Consider the following 14,801-nt stretch of genomic DNA (forward strand, 5'->3'; position numbering starts at 1 on the left):
ACCCCAAAAGAACTACTTATACCAATTCTACCCATAAGCATCTACCAAATAGATGCTTATGGGTTTAAATAGAATATAATCCATAGATAGATCTTTCTCCTTCCACTTCCCCTGTTTTATTGCTAAACTGTTAGTTATTCATTCAATGTGTATACATGTCAAAATTAATCGAAGACTAGCTGAAGCATTATTTATTATTTCCTATTATCCGTTATAGGATAATCCTAAAAGTTATTTATAGCGGATCCACCGATGCTGCTTTGAAAAAACAAGAGCGGCAACTCCAATTAATATCACACCCATGATAGCAGGAGTAGAATGGCTAACTCTTCCATACAACTGTCCACCAATAATCGGTCCAATGAATCGAGCTAGCGATTGAATACTTTGAGAACCACCCAGGATACGTCCCTGTTCGTTAAGGTCAACGGATTTTGAAAGCATGCCATTAAATGCTGGACCAAAGATAGAATCTCCGAGTCCAAAGAAAATCATTCCTACGATAAAGACTGGATAATACGCATTGAATGCTGAAACAGCAATAAAACTAAAACCTATCATTTCACTTATCATACCTAAAAGTGCAATTTTTTTATCTGATAAATATTTAAGTAACCTTGGCATAATAATTGCTTGAGAGAAGATGTCAAGCACCCCTATTATTGAAAATACCAACCCGACAAGCAACGCCCGCCACGCAAATGTATCTATTGAAAATTGAGAGAAAATAACTTGTAATGATCCATTAGGAATCCAAATTAAGAATCCAGCAATCATGAGCCATTTAACAAATTTAAAAGAAAAAACATTTGATAGTTGTATAAACGGATTAAGATATTTAGGAGAAATACTAGAAGAGCGTCTAGACTTTTCAAGACTTTCAGGCATAAAGAAATATCCATATATAGCATTGAATAATGTAATTACGGCACCTGCATACATAGGTACACTATTCCCGAAATTCGCAAGTACTCCACCGATTGCAGGACCGAGAGTAGTCCCAACCCCGACAACCGCATAATCCAACCAAAGTATTTAGTGCGTTCATTAGAAGGAGTGATATCAGCAAAGTAAGCAAAAATTGCTGATATTCCCCCCCCTGTTAAACCTTCTATGATTCGTCCAAGAAAAAGGACCCAAAGCGCCCCTCCAAGACCAAATACAAAATAACCTAGAGCAGAACCGAGCAGACTAATAATTAAAACAGGACGACGACCATATCTATCACTTAATGCTCCTAAGACCGGTGCTGCCAAGAATACAGAAAGTGCGTAGATAGAAGAAAGCAATGTTACCGCCGTAGCCTGAGCGCTTGGATTACTGGTATAAGATTTTACTAAAACAGGTAAAACGGGGATTACAATAGTCAAACCCATACCAGTTAAAAAGACTGAGATAAACCCAAATGTTAGTGCATGTTTATTGATTGAAATCTTCATACTATTTCTCTTTCTACTTTTTTTGTTTCTATGTCAACAAAAAAGTTTACTCCATTATTGTTTCTTCGTCAACAATAAACAAAAATAAAAAAATACCACTTTATCTCGTGATATTTTTCAAATGATACCTGTATCGACCAATGAAACGAAAAATAGTATCAAATTCATCATCAGTCATATTTTTAAATACTTCATTGTCACGTTTAAGAAACAGCCCATGTAATTCTTGATGGATATTATTTATTTTCTGCCCATTAGCTGTTAACCGAAAATATATTTCTTTTTTATTTTCAGCATTTTGATAACTCTCAATAATATTTTTAGCTAGAAGCTTCTTGGTGAGCTTACTTATTGCGCCTCGAGTCATATAACTTGCAGCTGCAAGTTTTGTCACATTTGCATTTGGGATTAGGGCAATATTTTCGATTAATTCTATTTCATTCAATGTATATCCATTTAGGGCCGATTCAAGTTCTGGTTTATTAAGCCAAATTATTTCATTGCATAAATCCATAAGCTCGCTCATTAACTGCTGTCTTTTATCCATGATAAATCCTCCCTGATTTATATTCAGTATACCCAGATTTTGTTTCTGTCGCAACAAAGTGTAAGGATACTACGGAAATATAATATTACGAAATACTACTTTTTCCACACAAAAAGACCTAAAGGCTTAATTACCTTTAGGTCTTTTCAATTTGCCTGGCGACGTCCTACTCTCACAGGGGGAGAACCCCCAACTACCATCGGCGCTTTAGAAGCTTAACTTCCGTGTTCGGTATGGGAACGGGTGTGACCTTCTCGCTATCGCCACCAGACTTATTTAGTTAGAGAATTATTCTCTCAAAACTAAATCATTTAGAAGTAAACCATTTTGCCAAGTAATCTTACTTAGCTTGCGCTAAGCATTATTGTCCAGCTCCAACGCCTATCGCCTATCAAACTTCCGATCATCTCTTTTGCGTAAGTCAACATCGATTCACTTACGTTCATCGTGTTTCCTTTATCGAAAGAACAAGCTCTTCCAGTTTATACGCCGATAAACAGGCGTTTCCGCTTTTCATTTTAGTTAAGTCCTCGATCTATTAGTATCAGTCAGCTCCACATGTCGCCACGCTTCCACCTCTGACCTATCAACCTGATCATCTTTCAGGGATCTTACTAGCTTACGCTATGGGAAATCTCATCTTGAGGGGGGCTTCATGCTTAGATGCTTTCAGCACTTATCCCTTCCGCACATAGCTACCCAGCGATGCCTTTGGCAAGACAACTGGTACACCAGCGGTGCGTCCATCCCGGTCCTCTCGTACTAAGGACAGCTCCTCTCAAATTTCCTACGCCCACGACGGATAGGGACCGAACTGTCTCACGACGTTCTGAACCCAGCTCGCGTACCGCTTTAATGGGCGAACAGCCCAACCCTTGGGACCGACTACAGCCCCAGGATGCGATGAGCCGACATCGAGGTGCCAAACCTCCCCGTCGATGTGGACTCTTGGGGGAGATAAGCCTGTTATCCCCGGGGTAGCTTTTATCCGTTGAGCGATGGCCCTTCCATGCGGAACCACCGGATCACTAAGCCCGACTTTCGTCCCTGCTCGACTTGTAGGTCTCGCAGTCAAGCTCCCTTGTGCCTTTACACTCTACGAATGATTTCCAACCATTCTGAGGGAACCTTTGGGCGCCTCCGTTACTTTTTAGGAGGCGACCGCCCCAGTCAAACTGCCCACCTGACACTGTCTCCCACCCCGATAAGGGGTGCGGGTTAGAATGTCAATACAGCCAGGGTAGTATCCCACCAATGCCTCCACCGAAGCTAGCGCTCCGGCTTCCAAGGCTCCTACCTATCCTGTACAAGCTGTACCAAAATTCAATATCAGGCTGCAGTAAAGCTCCACGGGGTCTTTCCGTCCTGTCGCGGGTAACCTGCATCTTCACAGGTACTATAATTTCACCGAGTCTCTCGTTGAGACAGTGCCCAGATCGTTACACCTTTCGTGCGGGTCGGAACTTACCCGACAAGGAATTTCGCTACCTTAGGACCGTTATAGTTACGGCCGCCGTTTACTGGGGCTTCAATTCAGAGCTTCGCGCGAACGCTAACCCCTCCTCTTAACCTTCCAGCACCGGGCAGGTGTCAGCCCCTATACTTCGCCTTGCGGCTTCGCAGAGACCTGTGTTTTTGCTAAACAGTCGCCTGGGCCTATTCACTGCGGCTCTCGCAGGCTTGCACCCGCAAGAGCACCCCTTCTCCCGAAGTTACGGGGTCATTTTGCCGAGTTCCTTAACGAGAGTTCTCTCGCTCACCTTAGGATTCTCTCCTCGCCTACCTGTGTCGGTTTGCGGTACGGGCACCATCAATCTCGCTAGAGGCTTTTCTTGGCAGTGTGGAATCAGGAACTTCGGTACTATATTTCCCTCGCCGTCACAGCTCCGCTTATGTGGTAATGGGATTTGCCTCATTACCGGCCTAACTGCTTGGACGTGCTAATCCAACAGCACGCTTACCCTATCCTCCTGCGTCCCCCCATTGCTCAAATGATTGAAAGGTGGTACAGGAATATCAACCTGTTGTCCATCGCCTACGCTTTTCAGCCTCGGCTTAGGTCCCGACTAACCCTGAGCGGACGAGCCTTCCTCAGGAAACCTTAGGCATTCGGTGGATGAGATTCTCACTCATCTTTCGCTACTCATACCGGCATTCTCACTTCTAAGCGCTCCACCAGTCCTTACGGTCTAGCTTCAACGCCCTTAGAACGCTCTCCTACCACTGACATCATTAGATGTCAATCCACAGCTTCGGTGATACGTTTAGCCCCGGTACATTTTCGGCGCAGAGTCACTCGACCAGTGAGCTATTACGCACTCTTTAAATGGTGGCTGCTTCTAAGCCAACATCCTGGTTGTCTAAGCAACTCCACATCCTTTTCCACTTAACGTATACTTTGGGACCTTAGCTGGTGGTCTGGGCTGTTTCCCTCTTGACCACGGATCTTATCACTCGTAGTCTGACTCCCAAGAATAAGTATTTGGCATTCGGAGTTTGTCTGAATTCGGTAACCCGATGGGGGCCCCTAGTCCAAACAGTGCTCTACCTCCAATACTCTAAATCTTGAGGCTAGCCCTAAAGCTATTTCGGAGAGAACCAGCTATCTCCAAGTTCGATTGGAATTTCTCCGCTACCCACACCTCATCCCCGCACTTTTCAACGTGCGTGGGTTCGGGCCTCCATCCAGTGTTACCTGGACTTCACCCTGGACATGGGTAGATCACCTGGTTTCGGGTCTACAACCACATACTATTTCGCCCTATTCAGACTCGCTTTCGCTGCGGCTCCGTCTTATCAACTTAACCTCGCATGTAATCGTAACTCGCCGGTTCATTCTACAAAAGGCACGCTATCACCCATAAATGGGCTCTAACTACTTGTAGGCACACGGTTTCAGGATCTATTTCACTCCCCTTCCGGGGTGCTTTTCACCTTTCCCTCACGGTACTGGTTCACTATCGGTCACTAGGGAGTATTTAGCCTTGGGAGATGGTCCTCCCTGCTTCCGACGGGATTTCTCGTGTCCCGCCGTACTCAGGATACACTCTGGAGGGAACGAAGTTTCGACTACAGGGTTTTTACCTTCTACGACTGACCTTTCCAGATCGATTCGTCTACCCCGTTCCTTTGTAACTCCATATAGAGTGTCCTACAACCCCAAGAGGCAAGCCTCTTGGTTTGGGCTAATCCCGTTTCGCTCGCCGCTACTCAGGGAATCGCGTTTGCTTTCTCTTCCTCCGGGTACTTAGATGTTTCAGTTCCCCGGGTCTGCCTTCAGTACCCTATGTATTCAGGTAAAGATTCTATCCCATTACGGATAGAGGGTTTCCCCATTCGGAAATCTCTGGATCAAAGCTTACTTACAGCTCCCCAAAGCATATCGGTGTTAATCCCGTCCTTCATCGGCTCCTAGTGCCAAGGCATCCACCGTGCGCCCTTTCTAACTTAACTTAGTTTCGACCAAAGATAAGCGGCGTATCTCTTCGTCAGCTTCCTTACTCTGCTCCTCACGTACTAGCGTACGCTCCGGTGCTCGCTCGGTCGCTTCCTTGACCTACTTGCTTCTCTTTGCTCTCAAATCTTTGAAAGGGTATTCGATTGATACGATTACTTTTCAAAGAAATAATTCTCTAAAATAGAGAATCTAAGATGGCGATTACTCGGTTTATCTTGGTTACTTCTATTTAATGATTTAGTTTTCAAAGAACAATTTCGGCTTATTTAAAAGCCTATTTTTGAGGAATTGCTCCCTCAAAACTGAACAACAAATCGTCAACAATCTTTGATGGAATGTGAATTCCATTTTCCTTAGAAAGGAGGTGATCCAGCCGCACCTTCCGATACGGCTACCTTGTTACGACTTCACCCCAATCATCTATCCCACCTTAGGCGGCTGGCTCCAAATGGTTACCCCACCGACTTCGGGTGTTACAAACTCTCGTGGTGTGACGGGCGGTGTGTACAAGGCCCGGGAACGTATTCACCGCGGCATGCTGATCCGCGATTACTAGCGATTCCAGCTTCATGTAGGCGAGTTGCAGCCTACAATCCGAACTGAGAATGGTTTTATGGGATTTGCTAGGCGTCACCGCTTTGCTGCCCTTTGTACCATCCATTGTAGCACGTGTGTAGCCCAGGTCATAAGGGGCATGATGATTTGACGTCATCCCCACCTTCCTCCGGTTTGTCACCGGCAGTCACCTTAGAGTGCCCAACTAAATGCTGGCAACTAAGATCAAGGGTTGCGCTCGTTGCGGGACTTAACCCAACATCTCACGACACGAGCTGACGACAACCATGCACCACCTGTCACTCTGTCCCCCGAAGGGGAACGTCCTATCTCTAGGAGTGTCAGAGGATGTCAAGACCTGGTAAGGTTCTTCGCGTTGCTTCGAATTAAACCACATGCTCCACCGCTTGTGCGGGCCCCCGTCAATTCCTTTGAGTTTCAGCCTTGCGGCCGTACTCCCCAGGCGGAGTGCTTAATGCGTTTGCTGCAGCACTAAAGGGCGGAAACCCTCTAACACTTAGCACTCATCGTTTACGGCGTGGACTACCAGGGTATCTAATCCTGTTTGCTCCCCACGCTTTCGCGCCTCAGCGTCAGTTACAGACCAAAGAGTCGCCTTCGCCACTGGTGTTCCTCCACATCTCTACGCATTTCACCGCTACACGTGGAATTCCACTCTTCTCTTCTGCACTCAAGTCCCCCAGTTTCCAATGACCCTCCACGGTTGAGCCGTGGGCTTTCACATCAGACTTAAAGGACCGCCTGCGCGCGCTTTACGCCCAATAATTCCGGACAACGCTTGCCACCTACGTATTACCGCGGCTGCTGGCACGTAGTTAGCCGTGGCTTTCTGGTTAGGTACCGTCAAGGTACAAGCAGTTACTCTTGTACTTGTTCTTCCCTAACAACAGAGTTTTACGATCCGAAAACCTTCATCACTCACGCGGCGTTGCTCCGTCAGACTTTCGTCCATTGCGGAAGATTCCCTACTGCTGCCTCCCGTAGGAGTCTGGGCCGTGTCTCAGTCCCAGTGTGGCCGATCACCCTCTCAGGTCGGCTACGCATCGTTGCCTTGGTGAGCCGTTACCTCACCAACTAGCTAATGCGCCGCGGGCCCATCTGTAAGTGACAGCGTAAACCGTCTTTCAGCTTTTCTACATGTGTAGAAAAGGATTATCCGGTATTAGCTCCGGTTTCCCGAAGTTATCCCAGTCTTACAGGCAGGTTGCCCACGTGTTACTCACCCGTCCGCCGCTAACCTTAAAAGCAAGCTTTTAAAGTCCGCTCGACTTGCATGTATTAGGCACGCCGCCAGCGTTCGTCCTGAGCCAGGATCAAACTCTCCAATAAAGAGTTGATTAGCTCATTGCTAAACTCTAGCTTTTTTGTTACTTGTTGTCATTCTATAACATTTGTTATAAAACGATTATTGTTGACGTTTGTTTGTTCAGTTTTCAAAGAGCAATTTGTTTGTTGCTATCAGAAGCAACTTTTATATCATACCAACCTTTGATGAATAAGTCAATTACTTTTTCAAAATAATTTTCTTTCTTGCTATCAATCAAAGTAATCAATAGCTTTCATAAGGCTGTTTTTATATAATAACATCTGTTTACATTTTCGTCAACAAAAAAACGATAAAATTATATCTATTTAAATTAACATTGTTAATATAGCTATTCCCTCTATATCTATCATCTATCCAAATTATTATTTCAATAAAGTGAAACTTCCATCAGTTGGTGCTTTTTCCCCCATACTGAAGTTTAAGAGTAGGATAAAATTAAGTATTACTTAACAAGTTATTACAATCCTTTAAACTCCAAGTAACCTTACTTCTCATTATTCCGTTTAACAATCGCTTTTTTCCCACAATCCCCCCCTTATATATAGAAAAAACCCGATCAAAAGACCGAGTTTCTTCTATATATATAATTACTTAGTAATCTTTACTACATCTTCTTCTTTTAGTTCCACATTACCAAGTTTATTAATTTGTACAGATTCACCCTCAGCTAAATTTGTAAATACAACAGGCGTAATAGTTGAAGTTGCATTTTCTTTAATATAGTCAAGGTTTACTTTCAATAGAGGTTGTCCTTGTTTCACTTGATCATTTTCCGAAACAAGTGTTTCAAAACCTTCCCCTTTTAACTTAACAGTATCAATACCAAAGTGAATAAGAATTTCTCGACCATTATCAGCCAAGATTCCAAGGGCATGTTTTGTTGGGAATAAGTTAACAATTTTCCCGTCAACAGGTGAAACAACTGTACCTTCTGAAGGAATAATCGCAAAACCGTCTCCCATCATTTTCCCCGCAAAAACTGCGTCAGGTACATCTGTTATAGCTACTAGCTCCCCTTTGATAGGAGCAAAGAAAGAATCTTCACCAGTTACATTACCTTGTAATGCACTTGGGTTTACATCTTCAATTTGCTCTTTCACTTCTTTATCCATAGATGGTTGAGCAGTTGGGCGTGGTCTTTTCCCACTCATAATATCTCTCATTTGGCCTTTAATCGTTTCAGAACGAGGACCAAATATTGCTTGAATATTATTTCCAACTTCCAGTACTCCTGCTGCACCTAGTTTTTTCAGACGATCTTTATCAACAGATTTAATATCATTAACTGATACACGAAGACGCGTAATACATGCATCTAAATGCGCAATATTTTCTTGTCCACCCATCGCTTCTAATACATCATACGGAAGATCACTAGTTGTACCTTTAGCACTGCTTTCTGTTTCATCTGATTCATCTTCTCTACCTGGTGTTTTCAGGTTGAATTTTCGAATTGCAAAACGGAAACCGAAATAGTAGATTACAGCAAATACTAAACCAACAGGGATAATAATCCATGCATTTGTTTGTGGGTTAATAAGACCGAATAATACATAGTCGATTAAACCACCAGAGAATGTCATACCTACTTTTACATTTAATAAATGCATTGTCAAAAATGATAAACCTGCAAAAACAGCATGAATACCGAACAATATTGGAGCTACGAATAAGAATGAGAATTCTAATGGCTCTGTAATACCTGTTAAGAAAGAAGTTAATGCTGCTGAAGCCATCAACCCACCAACAATCGCCTTTTTCTCAGGACGAGCCTCATGGTAAATAGCAAGAGCCGCAGCAGGTAATCCAAACATCATGAACGGGAATTTACCAGTCATAAATGTACCTGCAGTTAAGTTTTGAACACCATCTTTAATTTGGTTCATAAAGATAGCTTGGTCCCCTTTAACAATTGTTCCAGCATTCGTTGTATAACTACCAAACTCGAACCAGAAAGGAGAATAGAATATATGATGTAAACCAAATGGAATTAACGATCTTTCAATTAACCCGAAAATAAACGCAGATATTGTTAAATTAGCACCCAACATATTTTCAGAGAATACATTTAGACCATGTTGAATCGGCGGCCAAATAACAATCATAATTAAACCTAAAATAACAGCACATGCAGCTGTCACAATCGGAACAAAGCGTTTACCTGCAAAGAAACCTAAATAAGAAGGTAACTCAATTTCAAAGAAGCGATTATACATCGCGGCGGCGATAATACCGACAATGATACCACCGAACACACCCGTTTGAAGAGTAGGAATTCCTAAAACAGCTGCATATTCAGTACTTCCAACTAATGCATCAGCATCAATCCCTAAAACTGTTCCCATAGTAACGTTCATAATAAGGAATCCAATAATAGCAGCTAGACCTGCTACACCTTCACCGCCAGCTAAACCAACAGCAACCCCAACAGCAAATAGTAAGGAAAGGTTACCAAAGATGATATTTCCTGCATCCTCCATAACGGACGCAACCATTTCCACTCCACTATTATTCAAAAATGGAGCAATATCAAGAAGCGTTGGATTTTGCAACGCATTACCAAATGCAAGCAAGATACCAGCAGCTGGAAGAATAGCAACTGGTAACATAAGTGCTTTACCAACTTTTTGTAAAACACCAAACAACTTTTTAAACATTTTGTTGACCTCCTAAAGCAATTTTTCGGCTCAAAAAAGCGTTCTCAAACAAGAGTAAAAAACAAAAAAGGCATGAGCGTAGATAGATTGAAATAAACGCTAAGGTTAGGTTACCCTAAAACATTTAAATCAATCATCTTTTTCACTCATGCCTGATCGTATCAGTAACACGTTTATAAGATAATAACTATTTAATTTTTTTCTGAAGTCTTTGTAGATGCATCGTCAGATAAACTGCTTCTGCTTCAAAGACTGGCTTTTTCAATGCTTGTTGCATCACTTTTATGAGCTTCCATGCAAGATTATAGCACAGTGGATACTCACTCTTCAATAGCAAAATTATATTTTCTGGTTCTTCTACTTTTTCTCCTGAATTAACCCGTTCTATCGTAAAACGCAAATGTCTAACAAGACGCATATAGTCGATGCTATCTTTATCAATTTTTGTATCTAGTTGTTCCTCTATGAGATTCACAAGATGTGTAACTAATTGTGAATGCTGATTGACCTCTGATAAACTTTTGTTCATCATTGCACTATGAATATGCAATGCGATGAAACCGATTTCACCTACTGGTAATTGAAGCCCTGTTTGTTCTCCGATTAATTTCACAACCTCTTCAGCGATTGCATACTCAAACGGGTACAATGCCTTTGTTTCAATCAGAAATGGATTATTCAATACTAGCCCGTTTGTAACACGAGAGGCAGCAAACATAATATGATCCGTTAACGCTATATGGATATGCTCGTTAAGCTTTGTATTTGTCTTATTTTTAATTAACTCTATTGATGAAATAATTACATCCAACAACTCATTATCCACTTGTGGAAGAAGCTTCAAGTAATTGCTTTGTTCCTTTTCATCTTTTAGGACAAACAACTTTTCTACAACATTAACATCAATATAATCTCCACTTTTCTGATTAAAGCCTATTCCTTTCCCTATAAGCACTACTTCCCCATAGGATGGATGGTCTCCAATGAGCACATTATTATTCAGCGCTTTCTTTATTAGTAAATTAGGCATACTTATTTCCCCACTTCGACAGACTTCTCGGTACCTCAATGTTATTAAAGTCTTTATAGGAAGTCAACGAAAAAATGAGAAAAAGGACATCCAAAATGGACATCCCTTTTCTTCTTAGCAAAAAGACTTTTTCTCGCAACCCCAAAATAATACAATATAATATCGTTAACCTTTATCACAATGAGTTATGAATCATCTTCCCTTCTATTGTAAGAAGATAAAGTACAATGCGAAGATGACAAAGAATATATACATAATTGGATTAATATCTTTAATACGACCTTTAACAATCATAACAATAGGGTAGAAGATAAACCCAACAGCTATACCTGTTGCAATACTATAAGTCAAAGGCATCGCAACGATAGTAAGGAATGCTGGAACGGCCACTTCAAACTTAGCCCACTCAATTTTCCCAAGGGATGAAACCATCAAAATACCAACCACAACTAAAGCTGGTGTTGTAACAGCTGATGTTACTACTTCCAACAGTGGGAAGAAGAATAAGGATAACAAGAAGAACCCTGCTGTAACAACTGCAGCAAATCCAGTACGAGCTCCAGCAGCAACACCTGCTGATGACTCAATATAAGAAGTCGTTGTAGATGTACCGAAAATAGAACCTACCATGGATGCAATAGAATCGGCAAATAACGCTTTTCCTGCTCTCGGTAATTTATTTTCTTTCATTAATCCAGCTTGGTTTGCAACTGCTACTAATGTACCAGCGTTATCAAAGAAATCAACAAACAAGAAAGTTAAAACAACAACTAACATACTTTGTGTATAAAATCCAGGATCCCCAAGCGCGGAGAACAATGATCCAAAAGTTGGCTCAATACTAGGAACGGTAGAAACCACTTTAGAAGGCGTATCAATTACTCCAAAAATCATTCCTACTACTGCTGTGATGATCATTCCGTAGAATACTCCACCGTGTATTCCTCTAACCATTAAAATAATCGTAACGAAAATACCAAAAATGGCTAGTAATGTACTTGGCTTGGTTAAATCACCAATATGAACAAGTGTCGCAGCGTTACCAACAATAATTTCGGAATTCTGCAATCCAATAAATGTTATAAATAATCCAATACCTGCGCCGACCGCAAGCTTTAATTCAACTGGTATCGCATTAATTAGTTTTTCACGAAGACCAGAAAGTGTTAGTAGTAAGAAAAATACACTTGAAATAAATACAGCTGCTAAAGCATATTGCCACGGATGTCCTTGTGTTAAAACAACGGTATATGCAAAGTATGCATTTAATCCTAAACCTGGAGCTAACGCAATTGGATAATTAGCAAATATCCCCATAATTAGAGATCCTACTGCTGCAGCAAGTGCTGTCGCCACAAACACCGCTCCATAATCCATTCTTAATGCATCCGGAAGATCAGCTACATCTCCTAATGTTAATGTAAATGGGTTTACTGCTAAAATATAAGCCATCGCAAGGAATGTAGTGAAACCACCTAAAAACTCTCTGCGGTAATTTGTGCCTAGTTCTTCAAATTTGAAAAACTTCTTCATTGATCTTTCCCCTCTCATAAATGCTTTAATAATCGACTAAAACAAAAAAACACTCCTACGATTAAAGGAGCGTTGACTAGGGTTTGTGAATACGAATAGGGAAACTTTCTCTTAAAATAAATATATAAATGAGTTCTCATTATTCCCTATTTACACTTACCTCGTAGTCAAGCTATTTACGGTAGCTCGGTAGAAACTTTTGGGCCGTATTCCCCAATATTATACGAGTAAAAAATATCTATCTCAGTTGTAAATCTAGTTTAACAGTTTAAAGAAAGCTCGTCAATACAAAAAGCGAACAATCGATAATAAAAATATACGATCGTTCGCTTTTTCTATAGAACTTATCTTTATAAAAGGAAAAGCTACTATTTTTTTCCTTTTACTCCCACTCAATCGTAGCAGGTGGCTTACTCGTAATGTCATACACTACGCGGTTAATATGGGCTACTTCATTAACGATTCTTGTAGAAATCACTTCTAGTACATCCCAAGGAAGTCTTGCCCAGTCAGAGGTCATTCCATCTATTGAAGTAACTGCGCGAATTCCGATAGTATAATCATAAGTACGCGCATCCCCCATTACCCCAACACTTCGGATATCAGGAAGAACTGTAAAGTATTGCCATACATCACGTTCTAAGCCCGCCTTTTTAATTTCTTCGCGTAAAATTGCGTCGGATTCACGCACAATTTCTAATTTTTCTTCTGAAATAGCACCTAATACCCGAATCCCTAAACCAGGACCTGGGAATGGTTGTCTCCATACGATATCATCAGCTATTCCTAATTCAGAACCTAGAGCACGTACTTCATCTTTAAATAGCGTATTTAAAGGTTCAATTAATTGGAATTGCATATCTTCAGGAAGCCCGCCAACATTATGATGGGACTTAATTGTTTGCGCAGTAGCTGTTCCACTCTCAATAATATCAGTGTAAAGAGTACCTTGTGCTAAGAAATCAATACCTTCTAGTTTAGCTGCTTCATCATCAAACACATAGATGAACTCATTTCCGATAATCTTACGTTTTTTCTCCGGATCACTTACGCCTTCTAGCTTAGACATAAAACGCTCTTTTGCATCAACTTTAATTACATTCATATTGAAGCCTTCTGTGAAAGTCTTCATAACCCCTTCCGCTTCCCCTTTACGAAGAAGTCCATGGTCTACAAAGATACATGTTAATTGGTCACCAATTGCTTTATGAATCAAAACAGCAACAACAGAAGAATCTACACCGCCACTAAGAGCACATAAAACTTTTTTGTCGCCAACTGTCTGACGAATTTTTTCCATTTCAATTTCAATGAAGTTTTCCATAGACCAGTCACCTTTGCATCCACAAACCCCAAACACAAAGTTTTTTAACAATTCGTTTCCATATACAGAATGACGAACCTCTGGATGGAATTGAACTGCATATAATCCTTTTTCTCCATTACTCATTGAAGCGATAGGACAAGAAGCACTTGTTGCATCAATTGTAAATCCAGCAGGAGCTTCTACAACTAAATCACCATGACTCATCCAAACGATTTGTTCTGTTGGAAGGTCAGCAAATAATTTCGAGTTATTTTCAATATTAATCGCTGCTTTTCCATATTCACGATGCTTTGCTTTTTCCACTTTTCCTGCAAAATGCTGCGTCATCAATTGCATACCATAACAAATACCAAAGATAGGAAGCCCTAAATCAAATATTTTCTCATCAACACCAAATGCATTTTCATCGTAAACACTGTTAGGGCCACCTGAGAAAATTATTCCTGAAGGGTTTAATTCCTTAATCTCTTCAGCAGTAATGGTATGTGGATGCAACTCACTGTATACTCCAAATTCTCTTATTCTTCTTGTAATCAATTGATTGTATTGACTACCAAAGTCTAGAACAACAATCATTTCCTGACCTTCTATATGCGCTTTCCCCATTCCTATTCACCCCAATTAATCTATTTGAATTTCTCTTATTACTATTGCCAAACACCTTCATCATTCATGCCTCTTATCTCCATTTCACCATCTTTTTTTAAGAAAAAAAGACTAGAATCGGCCTCAAATAAAAACGAAGGCAGAATTCTAGTCTTTTGGATTCCATGAAGAAGCTAAATTGGAAAGACTTATCTGCCTTCATAGTCAGATCATTTAAGGCGACCCGGTAGAGACTCTCGAACCATATCATCGAGGATATATGAAGGAATTATATATAGATGAGAATATTGTAACAACATGTC

5 protein-coding genes, 3 rRNA genes, 1 pseudogene and 2 riboswitches are annotated in these 14,801 nt (G+C 41.1%); all 9 genes and pseudogenes read right to left on the reverse strand.

The window, feature by feature from the left end; all coding sequences use genetic code 11:
* Positions 1-231: 231 nt before the first annotated feature.
* A pseudogene (locus ACWNMZ_RS00080) lies at positions 232-1,397 on the reverse strand (MFS transporter); the annotation flags it as partial.
* A 142-nt stretch (positions 1,398-1,539) separates the two neighbouring features.
* Positions 1,540-1,986, reverse strand: a complete 447-nt coding sequence (locus ACWNMZ_RS00085) for a MarR family transcriptional regulator (RefSeq protein WP_048718390.1) — start codon at positions 1,984-1,986, stop codon at positions 1,540-1,542.
* 153 nt (positions 1,987-2,139) lie between these two features.
* Positions 2,140-2,257, reverse strand: a 5S ribosomal RNA gene (gene rrf / locus ACWNMZ_RS00090).
* Between the two features lie 247 nt (positions 2,258-2,504).
* Positions 2,505-5,439: ribosomal RNA gene (locus ACWNMZ_RS00095) — 23S ribosomal RNA — on the reverse strand.
* 361 nt (positions 5,440-5,800) lie between these two features.
* Positions 5,801-7,348: ribosomal RNA gene (locus ACWNMZ_RS00100) — 16S ribosomal RNA — on the reverse strand.
* Together the 16S, 23S and 5S rRNA genes form the textbook arrangement of a ribosomal RNA operon.
* A 585-nt stretch (positions 7,349-7,933) precedes the next feature.
* Positions 7,934-10,003: a glucose-specific PTS transporter subunit IIBC gene (ptsG, locus tag ACWNMZ_RS00105; protein WP_251628860.1), complete on the reverse strand. Its 2,070-nt coding sequence runs from the start codon at positions 10,001-10,003 to the stop codon at positions 7,934-7,936.
* 187 nt (positions 10,004-10,190) lie between these two features.
* Positions 10,191-11,033, reverse strand: a complete 843-nt coding sequence (glcT, locus tag ACWNMZ_RS00110) for a glucose PTS transporter transcription antiterminator GlcT (protein ID WP_031539103.1) — start codon at positions 11,031-11,033, stop codon at positions 10,191-10,193.
* A 204-nt stretch (positions 11,034-11,237) separates the two neighbouring features.
* Positions 11,238-12,566, reverse strand: a complete 1,329-nt coding sequence (locus tag ACWNMZ_RS00115) for an NCS2 family permease (protein ID WP_031539104.1) — start codon at positions 12,564-12,566, stop codon at positions 11,238-11,240.
* 144 nt (positions 12,567-12,710) lie between these two features.
* Positions 12,711-12,813, reverse strand: a riboswitch (purine riboswitch).
* A gap of 135 nt (positions 12,814-12,948) precedes the next feature.
* On the reverse strand, positions 12,949-14,499 hold the full coding sequence (gene guaA, locus ACWNMZ_RS00120; RefSeq protein WP_048718082.1) for a glutamine-hydrolyzing GMP synthase: 1,551 nt from the start codon (positions 14,497-14,499) through the stop codon (positions 12,949-12,951).
* 181 nt (positions 14,500-14,680) lie between these two features.
* A riboswitch (purine riboswitch) is annotated at positions 14,681-14,782 on the reverse strand.
* Positions 14,783-14,801 lie beyond the last annotated feature (19 nt).

The sequence above is a fragment of the Niallia sp. Marseille-Q9988 genome (assembly GCF_976954375.1).